Origin of the sequence: Caproicibacterium lactatifermentans, assembly GCF_013315815.1 — a bacterium.
Taxonomy (GTDB): Bacteria; Bacillota; Clostridia; order Oscillospirales; family Acutalibacteraceae; genus Caproicibacterium; species Caproicibacterium lactatifermentans.
Window position 1 is genome coordinate 850,548 of record NZ_CP046051.1, and the last position, 23,067, is coordinate 873,614.

Below are 23,067 nucleotides of genomic sequence, written 5' to 3' on the forward strand. Positions count from 1 at the left end.
GAAGAGTACCTTTTTCTATATCATCGGTTAATTTACACGACGCATTAAAATGCGTTCAATCAGGTGTAGGAACATCATAAACATACTGACCGAAGCGAAAATCAGCGGAAGCAGAATCAGCAGCATGGGTGCGTTCAGCGGTGTCAAGCTGAACATATTTCCCATAAAGATATAAGCCAGCACAAAGGCTACACACATTGTGACAAACAACAGAACGTGCTTGCCGTTAAAGGGCATACATACGCGGAATAGAATCATAAACATAGTGAAAGCCATGAGAACCACCGCCGCGGTTGAAAGCTGCTCATAGGGAAGTTTAACGTAGAAGTTGACGGCTTCCAACAGAAGCACGCTGAACACCATCGTCAATGTGCCGGGAATGGCCTTTTTAATGATATTTAACATAAATCGGCCGTGCAGCCGTTCTCGGTTTGGTTCCAGGGAAAGGACGAAGGACGGGAAGCCAATTGCCAGCGCATTCAAAAGCGTAAACTGAATGGGCTGGAACGGATAACGGCTTTGGATAAAGATAAAACAAACAGCCAAAATGGTGCTGAAAAATGCTTTGATGAGGAACAGCGACGAGGAGCGCTGCAGGTTGTTGATGGAACGCCGGCCTTCTGCCACAATATGCGGCATGGAAGCAAAATCAGAATCCAGCAGCACAATCTGGGAAACCGTGCGGGCAGCGTCACTGCCCGAGGCCATGGCGATGCTGCAGTCGCTTTCTTTCAGTGCGAGCACATCGTTGACGCCGTCACCGGTCATTGCTACTGTGTGACCGTCCGCTTTTAATGCCTTAACAATCTGCAGTTTCTGCTGTGGTGTCACACGCCCAAACACCGTGTATTTTCGTACAGCGGCTTGAATTTCTTCGTTGGTATGCAGCGTTGTGGCGTCTACCCAGCGGTCAGCATGTTCTAAGCCGGCCTTTTTGGCAATATTGGCGACCGTGACGGCACTGTCACCGGAGATGACTTTCAGGTCCACGTTTTGGTCCGCAAAGTATTGCAGCGTTTCGCGTGCACTTTTGCGGATACGGTCGCTGAGATACAGCAGGGCAATGGGCTGAATGTCCGTTGGCAGTTCCCTGCCGTCCGCTTCAAATGGCAGGGAACTGTGTGCCAGCAGCAAAACACGCTGGCCCTTTGCGGCTGCTTTGTCCTCTTTTTCATGCAGCGATGCAAACCGTTCACCCATAATAAACTCACCGGCACCGATAACGAATGTCCCATGGTCCGCAAAATTGACGCCGCTCCATTTGCGTGCGGAGGAAAACGGAACAGTGGACAGGCTTTCCCAGCCGGGGTTATCCGGATACTTTTCCCGCATGGCTTGCGCGGTCGGGTTTTGGTCCTGTAGGGTGAATGTGACCGCGGCGACCGCAGCCCCCATCTGTTCTGGTGTCAGTGTATTGATCAGTGGCTCCATCTCGTCCACTTGCATGGCGCCTTCTGTGATGGTGCCGGTTTTATCCAGACAAATTGTGTCCACCCGTGCCAGCATTTCTATAGAATACAGCTCCTGTACGAGGGCATTATGGAACGAAAGGCGTACCACACTGCTTGCCAGCACGATACTAGTCAGCAGTACCAGTCCTTCCGGAACCATGCCGACCAGAGCGGCTACCGTACTGACGATTGCCTGTGCATAGCTGGAATTTGACACGACCATTTCTTTGTAAAAAAGCACCAGCCCTACCGGGATTAGGGCGAAGCCGATAATGCGGATAATGAGATTGATACTTTTCATAATCTCGCTGTTTGTCTTTTTTACATATTTTGCGCTGCCGGTAATTTTGGCGGCGTAATTTTCTTTGCCAACGTGTTCTACCTGTGCACGGCAGGTACCGGAAACGATGAAGCTTCCGGAAAGCAGGTGGTCACCAACCTGCTTTACAATAGGGTCGCTTTCGCCGGTAATCAAGGATTCGTTGACTTCACAGCTACCGGATGCCACCACACAGTCGGAACAAATTTGGTTGCCGGTTGTCAGCTGTAAAATATCATCCAGAACGATATGAGAAACCGATATATCCCACAGCTTGCCGTCACGCAGAACATGGGCTTTGGGGGAGGAAATGAGGGAAAGTTTGTCAATCGTTTTCTTGGCGCGTATCTCCTGAAAGCAGCCCACAATGGTATTGCACACCGCCACGCCGATAAACAGCATATTTTTATAGGAACCAACGGAAAAAACCAGCGCACCTAAAATGAGGTTTAATATATTAAAAGGGGTAATAATATTTTTGCGGACAATTTGCCCGACACTTTGCGTCTTCATTTCCTCTTCGCCGTTGATGAGTCCCTGCTGGGTGCGCGTGCGCACTTCTTCACGCGACAGCCCTGTTTGGGTGTCGGTCGGTAAACGTTCCATATCTTGCACTCCTTATCCGACAGAAAATCTATACTGAAAGTTATTATACTATATTCCGCAAGGCAGGGTACAGGAAAAAAGGTTTTTTTTGCAAAGCTTTTCTGAAAATTCACAAATTGATGCTGATTGACGCTGAAAAGAAAATAATTCACAAAAGGAGAAATAAAAAATTGACATTTTCAGCACTTTCTTTCTTGCCTTTCTGCGAGGGAATGTTATAATTAGGTTACATCATTGAGAGATTTGCATGTATGCGTCGGCGCTTTTTCCTTTTTGGCAGGATTATTTCTGCCAGAAAGGCTTTTTATCGCCCGGATACAGGAAAGGAGCTGGTCCATATCGCACAGGTAAAGGACCTGGTGGCGGCGGCAAAACGGGGCCTGCAAAAATTGCAGACAAACGCGGCTTTTGCCGACAAATGCCTTGCACTGGTGGTCATCGGTTCATTATATCTGCCCAGTACGGTCAGCGGTTTCACTATTATTGCAGCTTCATTTTATGTCATGGCAAACTATCAGCGCCGGGGAAAGGTGTTTGGCGCGCCATATTTTAAGCTGTTGTTTGGTTCTTTTGTTTTTTCATTTTTTATATCGGCTTCTTATCGGAACTATATGGGTATGGCTATGACGCTGATGCTGCTGGCCATGATGGTATACGGCATGTATCTGCGCAGCGTGATGACGCGCGGCCTGCTGGACGAAATGCTGGATCTTGCGTGCCTGATGAGTGTGCCCGCAGTGCTGGCGGCTGTCTTGCAGAAAGCAGTGACTTTTGCCGCCGATCCCAGTTACCGCCCGGTGTCCTTCTTTAATAACGCAAACTATTTCGGCATGATGATTGAGTTTACGGTGGCAATCATTCTGTACCGTGCCCTGCGCAACCGCCGTGCGTTGTCCATGTACACGGTCCTGTTGGGTGTAAACATGCTGGGACTGTATCTGTGTGGTTCCATGTCGGCGCTGGCGGCTGTGTCCTGTGGTATTTTTGTCTTTCTGCTGTGCAAGCACCGCCGCAAATTGGCTGGCCTGTACGGTATCGTGCTGGTGGCTTTCTTTGCAGTCAACAAGGTGGTGCCGGCACTGTTCCCCCGCACAGAGGCAATCTCTTATACAACGGATCAGCGCCTGTCTATTTGGCACGGAGCTGTTTCCGGCATTCTGCAGACACCTCTGTTTGGCCGCGGAATGCGTGCCTATAGCATAGTGCATGATTTATTTGGTACCTATCCCACATATCACTGCCATAACCTGTACCTTGACTGTCTGCTGGATTTTGGTATTCTGGGCAGTGCAGTGATGCTGATTTTCGGCTGGTATTATCTGCGTGGCATTATCCGCCGTATTCGTGGCCGTCGGGCCTGCAATGCAGACCTGCTGTTTTTGACTGTACTCATTATGACATTAGTACACGGCTGCACAGATGTGACAATTTCCTGGACGCAGACAGGTATGCTGTTCTTTATTTTGTTCTCTGCCACGGGCGTTTCGCTGCAGAGGAACCGTCAGACTTCGCTGTCCGTATCCCACAGCTATTACCACCAGTCACCGCGGACCGTAAAGTATTATCAGTAAAGAAGACGGGTCTTCAGACCTGCCTGCAGCTAATAAAAAGCGATGTATCTGCTTTCTAAAACAGATGCATCGCTTTTTTGCTGTTTTTTGGAAGTTAGGCTTTCAGTTCCCGAATCAGGTTAACCATCTCAATGGCACCGCTGGCGCACTCAAAGCCCTTGTTGCCGGCCTTGGAACCGGCACGCTCCAGCGCCTGCTCCAGGTTTTCCGTTGTCAGCACACCAAACATTACCGGAATACCGCTGGAAAGGGATACCTGCGCGATTCCTTTGGACATCTCACTGCAGACATAATCATAGTGGCTGGTGCTGCCGCGGATAACGGCGCCCAAACAGATAACGGCTTCATAGCGGCCGCTGGTTGCCATTTTGGAAGCAATCAGCGGAATTTCAAATGCGCCGGGTACCCACGCAAGGTCAATATCATTGTCATTTACATTGTGACGTTTCAGACCATCCAGTGCGCCGCCAATCAGCTTGTTGGTAATTAGTTCATTGAAACGGGAAGCGACAATACCGACCTTGATGTGTTCCGATACCAGTTTTCCTTCTAAAGTACGCATGATGCAGATCTCCTTTTATATCTTTACTTTATCGCACCGTTCTTTTCATAAAGTTCAGTAGTTGAGAATATGGCCCATCTTTTTTTCTTTCGTCTGCAGGTAGAATAGGTCATAGTGGTTTGCAGGAATCTGTATTGGCACTCGTTCGATGATTTTCATACCGTAGTCTTCCAGCTGATAAACCTTGTCCGGGTTGTTGGTCAGCAGGCGCAACGTCTTTGCGCCGAGGTCCTGCAGGATTTGCGCGCCGATATAGTATTCACGCAGGTCACTGGCAAAACCGAGGGCGAGGTTTGCCTCCACAGTATCCATACCTTGGTCCTGCAGTTCGTAGGCACGCAGCTTGTTGATAAGGCCAATACCGCGTCCTTCCTGCCGCATATACAGAAGAATACCGCGGCCTTCCTGCTCAATCATCTGCATGGCGGCGGCCAGCTGCTGGCCACAGTCACAGCGGGCCGAACCAAAGGCATCTCCGGTCAGGCACTCGGAATGAACGCGGCACAGCAGGTTCTTGCCGTCGCCAATGTCACCCTTTACCAGCGCCACATGATGTTCTCCATTTAATTCATTGACATAGCCGTAGGCTACAAAGTTGCCGTACTTAGTGGGCAGTTTTGCCTTTGCAACGCACTCAACCAACTTATCGTGCTTTTTGCGGTAGTCCTGCAGTGCTTTAATGGTAATAAATTTAATGCCCCATTTTTGTGCCATTTTCTTCAGTTCGGCGGTACGCATCATGGTGCCGTCCTCACGCATAATTTCACAGCACAAGCCGCACTGTTTCAGGCCAGCAAGGCGCAGCAGGTCTACGGTTGCTTCCGTGTGACCGCTGCGTTCCAGCACGCCGCCTTTTTTGGCACGCAGCGGGAACATATGGCCTGGGCGGCGGAAGTCTTCCGGATGAACATCGTCTTCCACACATTTGCGGGCAGTTATGCCACGCTCCTCGGCAGAAATACCGGTGGTGGTGCTGACATGGTCAATGGACACTGTGAAAGCGGTTTCATGGTTGTCGGTGTTGTTGCTGACCATCTGCGGCAGCAGCAGTTTATCGCATATCTCGTTGCTCATGGGCATACAGATGAGCCCTTTGGCATGAGAAGCCATAAAATTCACGTTTTCAGTTGTCGCAAACTGGGCTGCACAAATTAGATCACCCTCGTTTTCCCGGTCCGGGTCGTCTGTGGCTAAGATAAGCTTTCCCTGTTTCAAATCTTCCAGTGCTTCTTCAATCGTGCTGAACTCAAACATACGTTAATCCTCCATTCTGTATTTCAAATCCTGGTAAACTATATTTTTGTGGGAGTGGTTGGGTGGGGAAAGGTTCAAAAATTTTTCTGTATACTTCCCGATGATATCGGTTTCCAAATTAACGGTACTGCCGCGCCGCAGGTACTGCAGCGTCGTATGTGCCGTTGTAAAAGGAATGACGGAAATGGAAAAATCAGTGCCTGTCACATTGGCTACGGTCAGGCTGATACCGTCCACGGTGATGGAACCTTTCTCCACAATATACCGCAGAAGCTCGTTCCCAGCACGAATGGTGTACCAGACAGCGTTGTCGTCACGGGATACAGAAGTTACTGTTCCGGTGCCATCCACATGGCCTGTCACCAAGTGCCCGCCGAAGCGTCCGTTTGCAGCCATGGCACGTTCCAGATTAACTGGACTGCCGTGATGCAGCAGATGGAAAGAAGTGCGGTTCATGGTTTCATGTACAGCGTCTGCCGTAAAGGTGGTAGGGGACAGGGCGGTTACGGTCAGACAAACGCCGTTTACTGCAATGCTGTCGCCCAGATGGCTGCCCTGCAGCACTTTGTCTGCGCGGATTGTCAGGGATGCGGAAGCGGCACCCTGTCGGATAGCCTGTACAGTACCCACTTCTTCAATGATTCCTGTAAACATCACAGCACCCGGCTTTCCAGCAGCAGGTCATCACCCAGACGGGTAATCGTGGGCGGGGAGAGACGGACGGCGTCCTGCGGTGAAGCAGCGCCCGTACCGCCAATGGGGGATTTTGCGGCGGCACCGCCGAAAAGCTTTGGCGCGATATATGCCTGTACTTTCTCTATGATGCCGCTTTGCAGGGCGGACCAATTTAGTTCCGCACCGCCCTCTACAATAACGCTGTCCAATTTTCGTCGACCCAGCTCCTGCATCAGCTGGGCAAGGTCCACATGACTGTTTTTTTTCGGTATCTGTAAGATTTCACACCCGGCTTTGCGATAGGGCTCCTGTCGTTGCGTGTCCGCACAGCAGGTTGCCAGCAGTGTGGGGACCTGACCGGCTGTTGTCACCACCTTTGCGGTGAGCGGTGTGCGCAGATGTGTATCACAGATGACGCGCACTGGATTTTGTCCGCCCTCCGGCAGTCGGCAGGTCAGCAGTGGGTCGTCCGCCAGCACAGTGCCGACACCCACTAAAATGACCGTATAGCGGTTCCGGTCCCGATGAACCTGCTCGCGGGCTTCTTCTCCAGTAATCCACTTGGAAAGGCTGGTCGCAGTTGCTATTTTTCCGTCCATAGTCATGGCATACTTTAAAATACCATAAGGAACATGATGTTGAATGAAATAGAAAAATGGTTCGTTGAGCTGGTTACATTCTTCCCGAAGGACGCCTTCCGTTACCGAAATGCCGTGTTCCCGCAGAATGCGCACACCCTTTCCGCCTACCAACGGGTTCGGGTCAGGGGAGCCGACCACCACGCGGCGAATGCCGTTTTGAATAACCGCGTCCGTACAGGGTGGTGTTTTGCCCCAGTGACAGCAGGGTTCCAGTGTGACATAAAGGGTTGCGCCGCTGGCCAATTCTGTGCAGTCAGCCAGCGCGTTGCGCTCGGCGTGCAGCCCGCCGTACTTTTGGTGGAATCCCTGCCCAATGATGCGCCCGTCTTTTACAATAACGGCGCCGACCATTGGGTTCGGGTCCACTTTTCCACTGCCTTTTTTGGCAAGGGAAAGGGCCAAACGCATATACGCTTCATCCGTCATGAAAAATCACCTCATGTATAAAAATGCCCTGAATAGAATTGACCATTCAGGGTATGACAGTTTTTGACGGCGTGCAAGGATATCCTGCTGCGGCACATACAAAAAAGTCCTGGAATGACAGCGCATTCCAGGACAAATAAACGTATGAAATACAGGCAGACCTATTTTCACACAGCTTTACTCTTCTTTTATTCAGACTTTTACTGCCGGCTTTGGAATTTCACCAAATCATGCCTTGCGGCTCGTGGGCTTTACCACCGATAGGGAATTGCACCCTGCCCTGAAGATTTTACCTATTCAGTTTGTTGAACTATGTTATAGTATAGACAATCTTTGTGAAAATGTCAATATAATTTTTTGAAAAAAGAATATAATTCCATAGGAATGTGCAAAAAGCGCCCCGAAAGCCACACAAAATCCGGCCGGGGCGCCAAAAGGATTTTATTTTTTACGCGGCTTAAAGCTGTCCTTCAAAGAAACAGAACGGTTAAAGACCATGTGCTGCGGGGTGGAATCCTTATCAAAGCAGAAATATCCCTCCCGCATAAACTGGAACGGTGTCTTTGCGTCTGCCTGCTGCAGGGTGGGTTCCACTTTGCAGTTCGGCAGTACTTCCAGAGAAGACGGATTCAAAACTTTTAAGAAGTCGTCCTCCTGTTCCGGCTCCGGTACTGTAAACAGGCTGCCGTACAGGTGGATTTCCGCATCGGCACAGTTTTTAGCATCTACCCAGTGGATTGTGCCGCGCACCTTGCGGCCGTCCGGCGTATCTCCGCCGCGGGTAGCAGGGTCATACTCAGCATATACGGTTGTAACGCTGCCGTCTTCCGCCTTTTCACAGCCGGTGCAGCGCACAATGTAGGCGGCCTTCAAACGAACTTCATTCCCAGGGAAAAGCCGGCGATAACCTTTAACCGGCATTTCCAGAAAATCGCCCGCTTCTATCCACAACTCACGGGAAAACGTAACAGTATGGGAGCCATCCTGCGGACGCTCCGGGTTATTTTCCATCTCAAAGGTTTCCGTTTTGTCGGCAGGGTAGTTAGTCAGCACCAGCTTAATCGGGTGCAGAACCGCCATGGTGCGCTGTGCCGTTTGGTTCAGGTCTTCACGCAGGCAGTGTTCCAGGAAACCATACTCTACAGTGGAATTTACCTTAGAAACGCCGATGCGTTCGCAGAAAGTGCGAATAGAGGCCGGCGTAAAGCCACGGCGGCGCAGGCCGCACAGGGTGGGCATACGGGGGTCGTCCCAGCCGGTTACATAGTTGCCCTCCACTAGCTTGCGCAGTTTACGCTTGCTCATAACGGTATTATTAATGCCCAGACGGGCAAACTCAATCTGACGCGGTTTTGCCGGCAGGTCGATGTTGTTAATCACCCATTCGTACAATGGACGGTGGTCCTCAAACTCCAGTGTGCACAGGGAGTGGGTGATGCCCTCAATGGCGTCCTCAATCGGGTGGGCAAAGTCATACATGGGGTAAATGCACCACTTGCCGCCGGTGCGGTGGTGGGGCATATGGTTGATGCGGTACAGCACAGGATCACGCAGGTTAAAGTTGCCGGAGGTGAGGTCGATTTTTGCGCGCAGTGTCATACGGCCGTCCTCAAACTCGCCGGCCTTCATGCGGGCAAACAGGTCCAGATTCTCCGCTGTTGGGCGGTCCCGGTATGGGCTGACTGCTGGATGTGTCAAGTCACCGCGGTTTTCGTGCATCTGCTCCGGTGTCAGTTCACACACATAGGCGAGACTCTTTTGAATCAGCTTAACGGCCAGTTCATACATCGTGTCAAAGTAGTCGGAAGCATAATGGAAGCGGCTGCCCCAATCAAAGCCAAGCCAGTGGATATCCTCCTGAATAGCGTTGACATATTCGGTGCCCTCTTTGGTCGGGTTGGTGTCATCCATGCGCAGGTTGCACAGACCGCAAAATTTTTCTGCGGTGCCGAAATCCACGCAAATCGCTTTGGCATGACCAATATGCAGATAGCCGTTCGGTTCCGGCGGAAAGCGGGTGTGTACACGCTGTCCGGCAAAGCGGCCGTTTTTTGCAATGTCTTCTGTAATAAAGGTATGAATGAAATTGCCGCTGCCTGTTTCTTCGGCAGGGCGGGTTTCATTGGTTTCACTCATGAAAGTTCCTCCTGTATTTTGCCCGCCTGTCCATTATTTTTATATACTTATATAGGATAGGCAGTTTGCTGTAAAATCAAGCAGTCGTTTTTGCCGCTTCTGCTTTTTCAAAGCCGGCCTGCAGCCGCCGCAAAGATTCTTCCTTTCCCAGCAGGGAGAGAATCTCCATGGCACCGCCGGGGGTTACCTTTTGACCGGCCGCCGCGATGCGCACAGGCCACAGCAGAGTACCATTCTTTACACCCAGTGTTTTGGCAAGCTTCAGCAGGTTGCTGTGCAGGGAATCCACACTCCAGTCAGAAAGGGCAGTCAGGTCCTCCAGTGCGGCCTTCAGCATAACGGGGGCGTTGTCCATGGTTGCTTTGCTCTTTTTGTTGATGAACAGGTCAGCATCATACTGCGGCAGTTCTTTGAAGAAAGCAAGCATTCCTGGAATCTCCGGCAGCCGAGTCACACGCGGCTGCAGCATATCCGCCAGAATGGTCCAGTCCTTTTCAGCATCTCCGAATACCTCGCGGAAGTAAGGCATGGATTTCTGAATAAAGGTTTCTTTTGGCATTTTCTTAATATACTCGCCGTTCATCCACGCAAGCTTGTCATAATCAAAGATAGCCGGACTTTTGCTGATACCGTCAATGCAGAACGCTTTTTCCAGTTCGGGAAGGGTAAACAGTTCCTGCGTGTCCTTTGGAGCCCAGCCGAGCAGAGCAATATAATTGATGATTGCCTTCGGCAAGTAGCCTTCTTTGACCAAATCGGCAAAACCGGTGGAGCCATGGCGCTTAGAAAGCTTGCTGGTGCTACCGTCCGGGTTGTGGCCCATAATCAGCGGCAGATGGATATATGTTGGCACCTGCCAGCCAAAGGCTTCATACAGCAGATTGTACTTTGGTGTACTAGTCAGGTATTCACAGCCGCGCACCACATGCGTAATGTGCATCAGGTGGTCGTCAATGACATTGGCAAAGTTGTAGGTCGGGTATCCGTCTGACTTAATTAGAATCTGGTCCTCCAGCTCGCTGTTCTCAATGGTGATGGTGCCAAACACGCTGTCCGTAAAGGAGGTGCTGCCTTCCAGCGGCATTTTCTGTCGAATGACCCATGGCTTGCCGGACTGCAGGAGCTGCTGCACTTCTGCCTGGGGCAGGTTGCGGCAGTGGCGGTCATAGCCGCCCAGACCGTTTTCATCATGCAGGGTAGCCAGACGTTCTTTGCTGCAGAAACAGTAGTATGCTTTTCCTTCTTTTACTAGCTGCTGCGCATAGGGCAGGTAGATGTTTTTGCGCTGGCTTTGCACATAGGGACCGTAAGGGCCGCCGACGTCTGGGCCCTCGTCGTGCTGCAGGCCTACCTGCTGCAGTGTATGATAAATAACGTCCGTGGCACCTTCCACGAAACGTTCCTGGTCCGTGTCTTCTATCCGAAGAACGAAGGTGCCACCCTGTGACTTTGCAATCAGATATTCAAACAGGGCAGTGCGCAGGTTTCCCACGTGCATAAAACCAGTGGGGCTTGGTGCAAAGCGGGTCCTGACAGTCTGTTTTTCCATAAAAAATTACCCCTTTTCATGTACGTCTTTCTATTATACCGAAAAAGGACACACAGTGCAATCTTATATTTCAGCTATTTCGGCAGCTCTCAGGTACTTTTTCCTCTGGCAGATGCGGCATAGGAGAAAACACAAAACTTAGTCTGTTTACCGCAGAAAAATGCGGATATTTTCATTTTTGTAATCAGGAAGTGGTCCTGCCTATAACCTGCCTATAAAAAGGTAGGACCTTTACGTATTCCAAAACAAGGGACAGGCGGCTTTCTGTGCCAGCCGGCAAAAAAACAATGCCAAAAAGGCAAAAGAGCACGAAATCCAACTTCTCATACAGATAAATTGTGTAAATGCCTAAAAATAAATCGTTCTTATAGAAAAATTACACAAGTGGTCGGACTTTCTCTTAAAAAAAGCAAATAAAAAGATATTGTTTCTGATTATTTATTAAAAATTTTAGAACTTTTTTAAAAATACGGGACAGAATGAAGAAAATATGATATAGTAAGCAATAAGCATTTAGACGAAAGCCGGGGGACCGAATGCGTAATTTTCGTGAAAACTTTGTAAAAAGTTTGCTAAAACTTTAACAAAATCCTTGCATTCGGCATCCGTTTGTGATATATTTAACTTGTGTTAAGAAGCTGCGTTGCCGAACCCGTAAATCGGGCGGCCAAACCAGCCTATTATAAAGCAAAGCCATATAAATGAATGGAGGAAACAAAGATGTCTAGAAAAATCGTATTAGCAGGTGCCTGCCGTACGCCTATCGGAAAAATGGGCGGCATGTTCGTGAATACCTACACCCCTGAACTGGCTACTATCGTAGTTAAGGAAGCTCTGAAGCGTTCCGGTGTTCCAGCAGAGGCTGTTGATGAAGTTATCCTGGGCTGCGTGTTCCAGGGCGGCATCGGCCAGAACGTTGCCCGTCAGGCTGCTGTTTATGCAGGTATCCCGATTAGCACTCCTGCTTTCACACTGAACAACCTGTGCGGCTCCGGTCTGAAGAGCATCAACGTTGCTGCAGGCCTCATTCAGGCTGGCCAGGCTGACATTATTGTCGCCGGCGGCGCTGAGAACATGTCCAACGCTCCTTATCTGCTGAAAAAAGCACGTTTTGGCTATCGCCTGAACGACGGTGTTCTCATTGACTCCATGCAGAACGATGGTCTGTGGGATACTTTCCATCATTATCCTATGGGCATCACTGCTGAAAATGTTGCTGAGAAGTATGGTATCACCCGTGAGATGCAGGATGAATTCTCCGCAAACAGCCAGCAGAAGTGCCAGAAGGCTCTTGCTGCCGGCAAGTTCAACGATGAAATCGTTCCGGTCGAAGTCAAGCAGAGAAAGAAGACCGTTCTGATTGACAAGGATGAAGCCCCGCGTGCTGGCATTACTGCTGAAAGCATTTCCGGTTTGAAACCTTGCTTCAAAGAGGGCGGCACTGTTACCGCTGCTAACTCCTCCGGCATCAACGATGCAGCTTCCGCTGTTGTCGTAATGACAGAAGAAAAGGCCAAAGAGCTGGGCGTCAAGCCATTGGCTTTTTGGATTGACGGTGCTTCTGCTGGTGTTGATCCGGCTTACATGGGCTTGGGCCCGATCGACGCAACCAAGAAAGTTATGAAACACAGTGGCATGTCCGTAAAGGATATGGACCTCGTCGAAGCAAACGAAGCATTTGCTGCACAGTCCATCGAAGTCTGCCGCGAACTGAACTTCGATATGGACAAGGTCAACGTCAACGGCGGCGCTATCGCATTGGGCCATCCGGTTGGCTGCTCTGGCTGCCGTATCTTGACAACCCTGATGTACGAAATGCAGAGAAGACAGAGCGAGTATGGTCTGGCTACTCTGTGTGTTGGCGGCGGCATGGGTGTTGCTACAATCGTTAAGAGATACGAATAATCTCTTTCTGGAATTGTATTGTAAAGAGGGCTGTTAATAATGAGCTATGTAAAATATGAACAGAAAGACTTTGTCGGCATTATCACCATCGACCGCGAGAAATCCCTCAACGCCTTAAATCCTGAAGTGCTGGCTGACTTGGAAGCTGTCGTTGACGCTATTGATGCGGACAAGACCCGCTGCGTAATCGTTACAGGTGCTGGTAAAAAGGCATTTGTTGCTGGCGCAGATATTGGTGCCATGAGCACCATGGGCCCTGCAGAGGGCCGCGCATTCAGCGCAAACGGCAACGATGTTTTCCGTAAAATTGAAAAGTTGCCGATGCCTGTTATCGCTGCAATCAACGGTTATGCACTCGGCGGCGGCTGCGAGCTGTCCCTGAGCTGCGACATCCGCATTGCTGCTGACAACGCTGTTTTCGGACAGCCTGAAGCTGGTCTGGGCATTACCCCCGGCTTTGGCGGCACACAGCGTCTTGCCCGTACCATTGGTGTAGGCAAGGCCAAGGAAATGATTTATACTGCCCGCAATATTAAGGCTGACGATGCTTATCGTGTGGGTCTGGTCAATGCCGTTTACCCGTTAGACCAGCTTATGGATGAGGCCATGAAGATGGCTCAGCGTATTGCCGGCAATGCACCTATCGCTGTCCGTCAGTGCAAGAAGGCCATTAACATGGGCCTGCAGATGGATATTGATACGGCAGCTTCTTTTGAGCCGGAAATGTTTGCTGCATGCTGTGGCACACAGGACCAGCACAACGCGATGACTGCTTTCTGCGAGAAGCGGAAGCACGATCCGTTTATCAACAAGTAATTGTTGCACATTTCTAAAAAATTTGAATCTTGATTGGAGGATTTTCTCATGATCGTTGGCATTATTGGTGCCGGAACCATGGGCTCCGGAATTGCACAGGCTTTTGCTCAGACAGATGGTTATGAAGTTCGTCTTTGCGACGTGAAACCCGAATGGGCTGCAGGCGGCAAGGGCAAGATCCAGAAGAGCCTGGATCATCTGGTAAAGAAGGGCAAAATGGATCAGGCACGCGAGGATGCTATCCTTGCAAAAGTCACAACCGGCACAAATGAAATTGCTGCTGACTGTGATCTGATTGTTGAAGCTGCTCTGGAAAAGATGGACATTAAGCAGGGTATCTTCAAACAGTTGGACGAACTCTGCAAACCCGAGTGCATCTTCTCTTCCAATACTTCTTCTCTGTCTATCACAGAGATTGGCCATGGCATCAAGCATCCGGTTATTGGTATGCATTTCTTCAACCCGGCTCCTGTTATGAAGCTGGTCGAAGTTATTGCCGGCATCAACACCCCGGACGAGGTTGTCGAGAAGGTTAAGGCAATTTCCAAGGAAATTGGCAAGACTCCGGTACAGGTTAAGGAAGCTCCTGGCTTCGTTGTTAACCGTATCCTGGTCCCGATGATTAACGAAGGCATTGTTGTGCTGTCCGAGGGCACTGCTACTGCTGAGGATATTGATACCGCTATGAAGCTGGGTGCAAACCATCCGATGGGCCCGCTGGCTCTGTCCGACCTTATCGGCAACGATATCGTCCTCGATGTTATGGAAGTCCTGTACAACGAGACTGGCGATTCCAAGTATCGTCCGGCTCCGCTGTTGCGCAAGATGGTCCGTGGCGGCCTGCTTGGCAGAAAGTCCGGCAAGGGCTTCTACGACTACACGAAGTAAGTTTTACACGAAGCACTTTGTTTCCATGTAACGTGTAACGGAAATTTCCCCGTGCTGTTCTGGCGCTATGTGAAGTCGAGCATATCCATTAGGCATAAGTTTCTTCTCCTATATTCATCGGATTCATGCAATGAACACTTTCGCGGCAGGTATTGTCCCTGTCGGATTGTTCCAAGCTGCTGTTGACATACAGAAGACTTTTTGGTAGATGACGATGGGGCATCAAGCAGCTCCTACTGCTGCGGAAGAGAAATTCCTATAAAAATCCGGCTGTGAAGAGAAATCCTTGCAGCCGGATTTTTCTGTGTTATAATAAAAAATGAGAATAAAAAGGCAAGGGGTAAATGCAATGCTGGAAAATGACTGGGAAGAGAAACAGATTGACGTTGACGCAAAGCTGCTGGCAAAAATCATCTTCAATAAGGAAACACCCAATTATCTTCCGCTGGAGCATGAGCGGGATAAAAATGTGAATGCACTGTATGCGGAACTGAAAACACTGTGGCAGCAGAACCGGCTGAATGAGGCGGAGGACCTTCTGTACGAAAAAATGGATACCCGCAATTATCGATATCTGGAAATGGGTATTGACTTTTATATGAAGTTAAACCAAAAAACTGATGCAGAACTGGATGCGGCAGACTTTGAGAGGTCAGAAATCGCTGACGGTATGAAAGAGCTTGTTCATCGGTTCAACATTACATTGCCGGCATAAAAAATGACTCCCGAAACAGTCGCTTCGGGAGTCGTTTTTTATGAACAAATAAATGAATGGATGGCCTAATTAAATTTTATTGCTTCTGCGCCAGATGCCCTGTTTCTCAGCAGCTTTAATCAGCTGTTCACGGAAGTCCGGATGAGCAATGCTAATCAGTCTTTCAGCACGGCCCCAGGCGGAAACACCTTTCAGGTTAACCATGCCGAATTCTGTTACGACATACTGTGTGTTGGGACGTGTATCCGTTGTAATGGAGCCGGGCTCCAGTACCGGCAGGATACGAGAGTGAGCCTTGCCCTGTTTGTCCATGAAAGTGGAGGAGCAGCACAGGAAGCTTTTACCACCGTGGGAGAGATAAGCACCCAGTACGAAGTCGAGTTGTCCGCCGGCACCGGAAATCTGGCGGAAGCCGCTGGATTCACCGTTTGCCTGGCCATATAGGTCGATATTTACGATATTGTTAATGGAAATCATATTATCATGCTGACCGATGATACGGGGGTCATTGACATAGTCAACCGGCATTGCCATGCAGGAGGCGTTATCATCCAAATAGTCATACATTTCTTGATGACCGGAAGCAAATGCGTAGACCTGCATACCCGGGTTGACATTCTTTTTTCTGCCGTTGATGATGCCGCGCTCTGCCATTTTAACATAGGCATCAACATACATTTCTGTATGAACACCCAGGTCCTTCAGGTCAGACTCTGCCAGCAGGGAACCAACAGTGTTCGGCATGCCGCCAATACCCAGCTGCAGGCAGGCGCCGTTTGGAATCATCTTGACAATCTGTTTTGCCACGGCCAAATCCACTTCGGTGGAAGGCTTGGAGTCCGGCATACAGCGCACATATGGATCCTGCATTTCTACAATCGCGTCAACTTTGGAAATCGGAACACTTTCCTGATAACCGCCAAGGCAGCGCGGCAGCTTCGGGTTCACTTCCACGATGATGTGCTTTGCACGCTGGAAGACAGAGTATTGCATAGCACCGGAAGGACCAAAGCTGAAGTAGCCGTGTTTGTCCATGGGAGAAACCTGGCACATTGCTACATCGATGGGCGGCAGCTCATTGCGGTAGTAGCCGGGCATTTCAGAGAAGCGGTGCGGCACGGTGGTAATGAATCGTTTGGAAGCATAGTGACGCTCGGAACCTGTGTAGAACCAGGAATAAACGGAAAAGTGGTCCTGCGCGTCCGGAACATCAAAAATTTTCGGTGTTTCCATTTCAATGCCGACACGAACTTTTACGTCCTTCAGGTTTGGAATGTATTTTGCCAAAGCAATATCCAAATCGTGTACGGTACCGCAGTTAAAACCGTAGTCCACCCAGTCGCCGGATTTGACAGCCTGTACCGCTTTGTCAGCGGTCGTCAGTTTTTGTGCATATTCTTCTTGAAAACTCATGAATATCAACTGCCTTTCTTTTTTAAAGCAAAAATTGCGTTGCAGATGAACTGCGCTGCTTGTTAATAAAGTAACTATATTATAGCACTTTTTTACACAAAAGACAACAATCCGTTTATCGAATTGTTCTATATTTGTAAAAAAAGCACGACCTTTTTATACAAAAAAGCGAAGCTCTTTATGGCATTTTGTCGAACATATTTTTAGTCCTTGCACATGAATGCAGCGCTGCCGTACAATAAAAAGAGCAAACATTTATTTCCTGGAATAGGGTGAAAAATATGTCTTTGACAGAACGAAAAAATGAGCGGCTGCTGATAGTGCTGCAATTTTTAAGGCAGGAGGCTTCACCGGAACATCCACTGCCCATGCGTCGCATTCTGCTGGCACTGAAACGGAGGGGAATTGTCTGTGCAAGAAAAGCGGTTGGGCGGGATATAGCGGCTCTGCGCCGGTTTGGATACCCGATTGTGTTTACTCGTACACCGTACGCCGGCTATTATCTTACCTCCCGTGCGCTGAATACAGCCGAGGTGCGCATTCTGATTGATGCAGTGGATGCAGCCCCGTTTTTAACAGCGGATATGACAGAACAGCTTACCGAAAAATTACAGACATTGGTAAACCGGCGGGAACGTGCCGCACTGCAGAAACAAATCTATTATGACCCTAGCTGTAAACAGCAAAATACAGAAATCTGCTGCAGTATTGACGTTCTGCATCGGGCAATCGCGCAGGGAAGAAAAGTTTCCTTTTGGTACTACCACAGAACGCTGAAAAATAACCATATCCAGTTGAATGACGGGCGGCAGTTTGTCTTAAGTCCATATGCTCTTTTTTGGAAAAACGACCACTATTATTTGGCAGGCAATTACGAAAAATACAACACGGTCGGCAACTATCGGTTGGATCGCATGTACAAAGCCAAGATGCTGAAAAAGCCAGTCCGTCCTTTTTCAGAGGTTACCCCGTACCGTGAACGTTTCGATACAGCGGACTATCTGCACAGTGCGTTCTATTTGTATGGCGGCAAGGTGGAACAGCTGCTGCTGCGGTGTGACAGCAGTCTGTTGGACGTGCTGACAGACCGTTTTGGTTCGGAAGCAGAGGTGCTGGAAAGCAGCGGAGAAACATTCACCACACATGTACAGGTCCGTGTTAGTGAGGGTCTGTATGAATGGCTGCTGCAGTGCGGCGCGCGGCTGACAGTCTTGTCGCCGACTTATGTGCGGGACGAAATGCGCCACCGCATTCGTGATTTGTATAGCTTATATCGGCTTGCCGTGCCGGAAGAAGGCGGTGAGGAAGAGCCGCCGCAGGAAACGGACAGCTGAAACGCTTTACGAGAACCACATATGTTCTACAAAGATTTTGATGCCAATGCCAATCAGGACCAATCCACCGATAATCTGTGCTTTGCCTGTAAAGCGGTCACCGAATTTTTTGCCGATATATACACCGATATAGCATAAAACCAGTGTCACAACGCCAATTAAACAGACAGAAAGCAGCATCAACTGTGTGGTGGAGGCACCTACCGCACTGGGCAGCAGAATGCCGGTGGCCAGCGCGTCAATGCTGGTGGCTACCGCAAGCACCAGCAGCGTTCTGGTCGGAATGTTGTCCTGCAGACAGGCTTCACCGCCGTGACATTTGTGTGCCTCCCGCAGCATTTGAATGCCGATAATAGAAAGCAGAATCAGCGCAATCCAGTGGTCCACCGCATTGATGATGGAAGCGCCGGCCTTGCCAATCAGCCAGCCGATAATTGGCATTAGGGACTGAAACAGACCAAAGCATCCGGCAACTTTCAATGCAAAGGCGGGGCGCACTTTGCGGGTAACAGCGCCGTTTGCCAGGCTGACAGCAAAGGCGTCCATACTTAGCCCTACGGCAATGCCGATAAGGGAAACATAATCCATAAAAATCCTCCTTAAAAGGGACTTATTTCTTTATCATAGGAGGTGACATATCATTTGTCAATTCCTTTTATGTGGAAATTCGATATAGATATATATGTATAAAAGACAGCATACTTGAAAGCTTGTTTTTCGTCGTCGTCGGACAGTCAAAAATAGGGGAAGCAAATTGACTTTAGCACTGGAATATGCTAATCTATAGGACAATTAAAATGTTTGAATTAGAACAGGAGGCTTACCATGATAGCAGTCATTGATTATGGTGCGGGGAATCTGCAAAGTGTGCTGAAAGCCTTTCAGTACATTGGCAGCAGTGTACAAGTTACGGCAGACCCGGCTGTGCTGCGGATGGCGGATGCGGTAGTTTTGCCCGGTGTCGGTGCTTTTGCGGATGCCATGAGCCATTTGCGGGCGGCGGGACTGGTGGAAACCGTGCAGCAGCTGGCAGTTTCCGGCAAACCGTTCCTCGGCATCTGTCTTGGGCTGCAGCTGCTGTTTGAGAGCAGCGAAGAAGCACCGGGTGTGCCGGGATTGGGTATCCTGCGTGGGAAAATATGCCGCATTCCCGCCGGCCCGGGATTGAAAACGCCGCATATCGGTTGGAACAGCCTCCATGTATTGGATTGCTCCGGCATTTTTGCGGACCTGCCGAAAGAACCATATGTTTACTTTGTCCATTCTTATTATCTGAAAGCGGAGGACCGAAAAGTCGTGGCGGCCACTACACAGTATGGTGTGCGGATAGATGCGGCTGTACACAAGGGCAGCCTGTACGCGACACAGTTTCACCCGGAGAAAAGCGGCCGAGTAGGACTGCAAATGCTGCGGAACTTTGCGGCATTGGCAAAGGAGGGCAGATGAACGATGTATGCGAAACGAATTATTCCTTGTTTGGATGTGAAAGATGGACGAGTTGTAAAAGGCACTTCCTTTGTGCATCTGCGTGATGCGGGGGACCCAGTAGCGTGTGCGGCAGAATATGACCAGCAGGGAGCCGATGAGCTGGTTCTGTTGGACATTACTGCTTCGGCGCAGGCACGCGGCACACAGCTTTCTTATGTCAGCAGTGTAGCAAGCCAAATTTTTATTCCGTTTACGGTTGGCGGCGGTATCCGAACCGTGCAGGATTTTCAGGTTCTGCTGCGTGCCGGTGCTGACAAAGTGTCGGTCAACAGTGCCGCCGTACAGCATCCGGAGCTGATAACGGACGCGGCAGGGAAATTTGGCAGTCAGTGTGTGGTATGTGCCATCGATGCCAAGCGCAAGCCGGAGGGCGGTTGGTGTGTTTATATCAACGGCGGCCGCACACGCACCGATTTAGACGCCGTTGAATGGGCACAGAAGGCAGTTGCGCTGGGTGCGGGTGAGATTTTGCTGACCAGTATGGATGAGGACGGCGTGCAGCAGGGCTACGACCTGCCCCTGACCGCCGCAGTCAGTGAGCGGGTGCACGTGCCGGTGATTGCCTCCGGCGGTGCGGGAAAGCTGGAACACTTTTATGATGCCTTTACAAAAGGGAAGGCAGATGCGGTTCTGGCTGCCTCTCTGTTTCACTTTGGGGAAATCACCATTCCTCAGCTGAAGACGTATTTGAAGGAACGTGAAATTCCTGTGCGCATTTTGTAATTTATGCTTGCAACTTTTGTGCACTGTGCTATAATAAAATTCCGAAAGAGGAATAAGATGCGGCAGATGGTCTGACCACATCCTTTGCTTTACCCGGACATACGGGAATTTCTTCCCCGGTCAAATATTATATTATTCTGCACTGCATCTTTATAAAAGAGCGGTAGCAAGGAGGATTTTATGAAAAAGCAAAAAACGTTTCGTTTGACGCTGTTGGGACTCTTCAGCGCGCTCATCATTCTAATGGCATTTACTCCCATTGGGTATGTGTCTACCGGTGTTGTATCCATCACCATGGTACATATTCCGGTTATTTTGGGTGCTATTCTGCTTGGTTGGCAGGGCGGCGCCGTATTGGGTGCTGTTATGGGTGTGTCCAGTATGGTTCGTGCACTCATCGCGCCCGGCGGTGCCATGGATGTGTTCTTCCAGAACCCCATTGTCGCTATTCCGTCCCGTGTGGCGCTGGGAATTATCGTTGGTCTGCTGTATGCAGGACTTTCCAAGGCGATTCACGGCAAAGTGTCGCAGTCCGTCAGCATCGGTCTGGCGGCGGCGATTGGCAAACTGTGCAGTACGGTTCTGACACTGTCCATGCTGGTACTGGTGTACCACAATGAAATTGCAAAACTGACGCATGGCTCTGCCATTGCTTTCCTCATCGGCTCCATCATTACGGTGAATGGCCTGATTGAAATGGTCATTGGTGTTGTCATTGCCATTCCGGTGTGCGGGGCACTCTTTAAGGCGCGTCGTCAAATGGTTAGGGCCTAAACCGGTTAACAGGAACAAGGCAAAGAAAAAGGTTCGGCAGGTCGGAGAATTTCTCCGTCTGCCGAACCTTTTTGCTGTTTTCAGCGGTCCTCAAACTGCATGTTGTAGTATTTGGCGTACAGGCCATTCTTGGCCAACAGTTCCGCATGGGTACCGCGCTCACGAATGCCGTCGTTGTCAATGACAATGATTTCGTCGGCACTGCGGATAGTGGAAAGCCGGTGCGCAATGGTAATCGTTGTGCGGCCGTGGGCCAGCTTGTTCAAACTGTGCTGAATGTACCGTTCACTTTCGTTGTCCAGGGCGCTGGTGGCTTCGTCCAGAATCAAAATGGGTGGATTCTTCAGGAACACGCGGGCAATGGCAATACGCTGTTTCTGTCCGCCGGAAAGGCGTGTGCCGCGTTCGCCAACATAGGTGTCGTAGCCGTCCGGCAGTGACTTGATAAAGTCATGAATGTCCGCTTCCTTTGCGGCCTGCACGATTTCTTCCATGCCGGCTTCTGGTTTGCCGTAAGCAACGTTGTCTTTTACAGTGCCATCGAATAGGTAAACGTCCTGCTGTACAATGCCGATTGCACTGCGCAAACTTTTTTGTGTCAGTGTACGCACATCTTTGCCGTCAATGCACACGGCACCGCTGGTCACATCGTAAAAACGGGGAAGCAGGGAGCACAGTGTGGTTTTGCCGCCGCCGGATGGTCCAACCAATGCAACCGAACGGCCAGCGTCAACGTGAATGTTAATGTGTTCCAGAACGGATTCTTCGTCGTTGTACCGGAAAGTAACATTTTTAAAGTCCAGCGTGCCTTTTACATCGGTCAGTTCCTTTGCGTTTGGTGCATCCTGAATCTCCGGAACGGTGTCTAGCACTTCAGTTAGGCGGCGGAAACCGGAAACACCTTTTTGCAGCATTTCGGTAAATTCAATCAGTACCTCAATGGGGTGTACAAAAATATTGATGTACAGGGCATATACAGCGAGGTCTGCCGGAGAAAGAGAACCTTTCGCAATGAAAAAGCCGCCGGCGACCAGTACAGTTAGAAACAGCATTCCCTCGAAAAAGTTGTTGCCCGCGTGAAAAATGCCCATTCGCAGGTAGTTGCTTTCTTTGGAGTGCAGAAACTGCTGATTTCTCTTTCGAAACTTCTTCTGTTCCACATCTTCGTTGGCGAAGGACTTAACTACCCGAATGCCCGCCAAGCTGTCCTGCAAACTGGCATTTACATCGGCTATTTTGCGGCGGTTGTCCATAAAGGTACCCTGCATATTTTTGTTTTGGTGAACGCTGAAAATGACCATGACCGCTACCACAGCGGAAAGAATGAGTGTCAGTGGTACATTTACCATCAGCAAAAGGATAAAGGAACCGATGATTTTAATGGCGGAGATAAACACGTTTTCCGGTCCATGGTGTGCCAGCTCGGAAATATCGAACAGGTCAGAAATCAGCTTGCTCATCATTTCACCGGTATTGCTGCGGTCGTAGTACGAAAAAGAAAAGCGTTCATATTGGTCAAACAGGTCCTGCCGCATATTGCTTTCCATCTTTGCGCCCATCACATGGCCCTGATAGGTGACATAAAAACGGCACAGCATACGAATGAAGTACATAAAAAATAGGGCAATGCCCAATTTTACAAGGCTGTTTAGGATAATGTCTGGCTGACGGGTAAAAAGTGTTTTTGTCAGGAAGCTTAGGATTTGCGGAAAGGCGAGGTCCACTGCGCTGACAATGAGGGCACAGAACATATCCATAAAGAATACCGCTTTGTAGGGCTTGTAGTACTGAATGAATTTTTTAAAAAGCCGCATAAAATCC

Annotated in this window: 19 protein-coding genes and 1 riboswitch; of the genes, 9 read left to right on the plus strand and 10 right to left on the minus strand. The window is 49.7% G+C overall.

Annotated features, from left to right (window positions below; all coding sequences use genetic code 11):
* Nucleotides 1-27 precede the first annotated feature (27 nt).
* Nucleotides 28-2,376, minus strand: a complete 2,349-nt coding sequence (locus GJQ69_RS04160) for a cation-translocating P-type ATPase (protein ID WP_174193042.1) — start codon at nt 2,374-2,376, stop codon at nt 28-30.
* A 251-nt stretch (nt 2,377-2,627) separates the two neighbouring features.
* On the opposite strand from GJQ69_RS04160, the gene GJQ69_RS04165 reads away from it, so the two are divergent.
* On the plus strand, nt 2,628-3,947 hold the full coding sequence (locus GJQ69_RS04165; RefSeq protein ID WP_174193044.1) for an O-antigen ligase family protein: 1,320 nt from the start codon (nt 2,628-2,630) through the stop codon (nt 3,945-3,947).
* Nucleotides 3,948-4,041: 94 nt separating this feature from the next.
* Here GJQ69_RS04165 and ribH read toward each other — a convergent pair whose 3' ends face one another.
* From ribH to gltX, 6 genes are all read right to left on the minus strand, one after another.
* A complete protein-coding gene (ribH, locus tag GJQ69_RS04170) occupies nt 4,042-4,509 on the minus strand; it encodes a 6,7-dimethyl-8-ribityllumazine synthase (protein WP_086035930.1) in 468 nt (155 codons plus the stop codon).
* Nucleotides 4,510-4,563: 54 nt separating this feature from the next.
* Nucleotides 4,564-5,763, minus strand: a complete 1,200-nt coding sequence (locus GJQ69_RS04175) for a bifunctional 3,4-dihydroxy-2-butanone-4-phosphate synthase/GTP cyclohydrolase II (protein WP_086035929.1) — start codon at nt 5,761-5,763, stop codon at nt 4,564-4,566.
* Between the two features lie 3 nt (nt 5,764-5,766).
* A complete protein-coding gene (locus GJQ69_RS04180) occupies nt 5,767-6,417 on the minus strand; it encodes a riboflavin synthase (RefSeq protein ID WP_086035928.1) in 651 nt (216 codons plus the stop codon).
* Nucleotides 6,417-7,505 carry a bifunctional diaminohydroxyphosphoribosylaminopyrimidine deaminase/5-amino-6-(5-phosphoribosylamino)uracil reductase RibD gene (ribD, locus tag GJQ69_RS04185; protein ID WP_086035927.1) on the minus strand — a complete coding sequence of 363 codons (1,089 nt, stop codon included), beginning with the start codon at nt 7,503-7,505 and terminating at the stop codon, nt 6,417-6,419. The genes GJQ69_RS04180 and ribD overlap by 1 nt, the downstream gene beginning before the upstream one ends.
* 176 nt (nt 7,506-7,681) lie before the next feature.
* Nucleotides 7,682-7,797, minus strand: a riboswitch (FMN riboswitch).
* 149 nt (nt 7,798-7,946) lie between these two features.
* The gene (locus GJQ69_RS04190) at nt 7,947-9,641 is read right to left on the minus strand and encodes a glutamine--tRNA ligase/YqeY domain fusion protein (protein WP_086035926.1); all 1,695 of its coding nucleotides are present in this window, start codon (nt 9,639-9,641) and stop codon (nt 7,947-7,949) included.
* A gap of 76 nt (nt 9,642-9,717) precedes the next feature.
* On the minus strand, nt 9,718-11,190 hold the full coding sequence (gltX, locus tag GJQ69_RS04195) for a glutamate--tRNA ligase (protein WP_086035925.1): 1,473 nt from the start codon (nt 11,188-11,190) through the stop codon (nt 9,718-9,720).
* 720 nt (nt 11,191-11,910) lie between these two features.
* Between gltX and GJQ69_RS04200 the strand changes: the two genes are divergently transcribed.
* The 4 genes from GJQ69_RS04200 (at nt 11,911) to GJQ69_RS04215 (ending at nt 15,514) form a co-directional block, all read left to right on the plus strand.
* Nucleotides 11,911-13,095, plus strand: a complete 1,185-nt coding sequence (locus GJQ69_RS04200; protein WP_086035924.1) for an acetyl-CoA C-acetyltransferase — start codon at nt 11,911-11,913, stop codon at nt 13,093-13,095.
* A 39-nt stretch (nt 13,096-13,134) separates the two neighbouring features.
* Nucleotides 13,135-13,911 carry an enoyl-CoA hydratase-related protein gene (locus GJQ69_RS04205; RefSeq protein ID WP_086035923.1) on the plus strand — a complete coding sequence of 259 codons (777 nt, stop codon included), beginning with the start codon at nt 13,135-13,137 and terminating at the stop codon, nt 13,909-13,911.
* Between the two features lie 48 nt (nt 13,912-13,959).
* Nucleotides 13,960-14,799: a 3-hydroxybutyryl-CoA dehydrogenase gene (locus GJQ69_RS04210; RefSeq protein WP_174193045.1), complete on the plus strand. Its 840-nt coding sequence runs from the start codon at nt 13,960-13,962 to the stop codon at nt 14,797-14,799.
* 349 nt (nt 14,800-15,148) lie between these two features.
* A complete protein-coding gene (locus tag GJQ69_RS04215) occupies nt 15,149-15,514 on the plus strand; it encodes a DUF6483 family protein (RefSeq protein WP_086035921.1) in 366 nt (121 codons plus the stop codon).
* 69 nt (nt 15,515-15,583) lie between these two features.
* Here the strand turns inward: GJQ69_RS04215 and GJQ69_RS04220 are convergent, their stop codons facing one another.
* Nucleotides 15,584-16,927, minus strand: a complete 1,344-nt coding sequence (locus GJQ69_RS04220) for a butyryl-CoA:acetate CoA-transferase (RefSeq protein ID WP_086035920.1) — start codon at nt 16,925-16,927, stop codon at nt 15,584-15,586.
* 281 nt (nt 16,928-17,208) lie between these two features.
* Between GJQ69_RS04220 and GJQ69_RS04225 the strand changes: the two genes are divergently transcribed.
* Entirely contained in the window at nt 17,209-18,261 is a 1,053-nt protein-coding gene (locus GJQ69_RS04225; RefSeq protein WP_086035919.1) for a helix-turn-helix transcriptional regulator, read from the plus strand.
* A gap of 6 nt (nt 18,262-18,267) precedes the next feature.
* Here the strand turns inward: GJQ69_RS04225 and GJQ69_RS04230 are convergent, their stop codons facing one another.
* Complete coding sequence (locus GJQ69_RS04230) at nt 18,268-18,849, minus strand: manganese efflux pump MntP (RefSeq protein ID WP_086035918.1); 582 nt, start codon at nt 18,847-18,849, stop codon at nt 18,268-18,270.
* A 237-nt stretch (nt 18,850-19,086) separates the two neighbouring features.
* Between GJQ69_RS04230 and hisH the strand changes: the two genes are divergently transcribed.
* The 3 genes from hisH (at nt 19,087) to GJQ69_RS04245 (ending at nt 21,246) form a co-directional block, all read left to right on the plus strand.
* Entirely contained in the window at nt 19,087-19,707 is a 621-nt protein-coding gene (gene hisH / locus GJQ69_RS04235; protein WP_086035917.1) for an imidazole glycerol phosphate synthase subunit HisH, read from the plus strand.
* A gap of 3 nt (nt 19,708-19,710) precedes the next feature.
* Nucleotides 19,711-20,472 (plus strand): imidazole glycerol phosphate synthase subunit HisF, encoded by a 762-nt coding sequence (gene hisF / locus GJQ69_RS04240; RefSeq protein ID WP_086035916.1) that lies wholly within the window; start codon nt 19,711-19,713, stop codon nt 20,470-20,472.
* A gap of 180 nt (nt 20,473-20,652) precedes the next feature.
* The gene (locus GJQ69_RS04245; RefSeq protein WP_086035915.1) at nt 20,653-21,246 is read left to right on the plus strand and encodes an ECF transporter S component; all 594 of its coding nucleotides are present in this window, start codon (nt 20,653-20,655) and stop codon (nt 21,244-21,246) included.
* An 80-nt stretch (nt 21,247-21,326) separates the two neighbouring features.
* Here the strand turns inward: GJQ69_RS04245 and GJQ69_RS04250 are convergent, their stop codons facing one another.
* Entirely contained in the window at nt 21,327-23,060 is a 1,734-nt protein-coding gene (locus tag GJQ69_RS04250; RefSeq protein WP_174193047.1) for an ABC transporter ATP-binding protein, read from the minus strand.
* Nucleotides 23,061-23,067 lie beyond the last annotated feature (7 nt).

Coding starts and splice junctions, on each gene's coding strand:
- GJQ69_RS04160 (WP_174193042.1), bottom strand. CDS start 2,376: ATGGAACGTTTACCGACCGACACCCAAACAGGGCTGTCGCGTGAAGAA.
- GJQ69_RS04165 (WP_174193044.1), top strand. CDS start 2,628: ATGCGTCGGCGCTTTTTCCTTTTTGGCAGGATTATTTCTGCCAGAAAG.
- ribH (WP_086035930.1), bottom strand. CDS start 4,509: ATGCGTACTTTAGAAGGAAAACTGGTATCGGAACACATCAAGGTCGGT.
- GJQ69_RS04175 (WP_086035929.1), bottom strand. CDS start 5,763: ATGTTTGAGTTCAGCACGATTGAAGAAGCACTGGAAGATTTGAAACAG.
- GJQ69_RS04180 (WP_086035928.1), bottom strand. CDS start 6,417: ATGTTTACAGGAATCATTGAAGAAGTGGGTACTGTACAGGCTATCCGA.
- ribD (WP_086035927.1), bottom strand. CDS start 7,505: ATGACGGATGAAGCGTATATGCGTTTGGCCCTTTCCCTTGCCAAAAAA.
- GJQ69_RS04190 (WP_086035926.1), bottom strand. CDS start 9,641: ATGAGTGAAACCAATGAAACCCGCCCTGCCGAAGAAACAGGCAGCGGC.
- gltX (WP_086035925.1), bottom strand. CDS start 11,190: ATGGAAAAACAGACTGTCAGGACCCGCTTTGCACCAAGCCCCACTGGT.
- GJQ69_RS04200 (WP_086035924.1), top strand. CDS start 11,911: ATGTCTAGAAAAATCGTATTAGCAGGTGCCTGCCGTACGCCTATCGGA.
- GJQ69_RS04205 (WP_086035923.1), top strand. CDS start 13,135: ATGAGCTATGTAAAATATGAACAGAAAGACTTTGTCGGCATTATCACC.
- GJQ69_RS04210 (WP_174193045.1), top strand. CDS start 13,960: ATGATCGTTGGCATTATTGGTGCCGGAACCATGGGCTCCGGAATTGCA.
- GJQ69_RS04215 (WP_086035921.1), top strand. CDS start 15,149: ATGCTGGAAAATGACTGGGAAGAGAAACAGATTGACGTTGACGCAAAG.
- GJQ69_RS04220 (WP_086035920.1), bottom strand. CDS start 16,927: ATGAGTTTTCAAGAAGAATATGCACAAAAACTGACGACCGCTGACAAA.
- GJQ69_RS04225 (WP_086035919.1), top strand. CDS start 17,209: ATGTCTTTGACAGAACGAAAAAATGAGCGGCTGCTGATAGTGCTGCAA.
- GJQ69_RS04230 (WP_086035918.1), bottom strand. CDS start 18,849: ATGGATTATGTTTCCCTTATCGGCATTGCCGTAGGGCTAAGTATGGAC.
- hisH (WP_086035917.1), top strand. CDS start 19,087: ATGATAGCAGTCATTGATTATGGTGCGGGGAATCTGCAAAGTGTGCTG.
- hisF (WP_086035916.1), top strand. CDS start 19,711: ATGTATGCGAAACGAATTATTCCTTGTTTGGATGTGAAAGATGGACGA.
- GJQ69_RS04245 (WP_086035915.1), top strand. CDS start 20,653: ATGAAAAAGCAAAAAACGTTTCGTTTGACGCTGTTGGGACTCTTCAGC.
- GJQ69_RS04250 (WP_174193047.1), bottom strand. CDS start 23,060: ATGCGGCTTTTTAAAAAATTCATTCAGTACTACAAGCCCTACAAAGCG.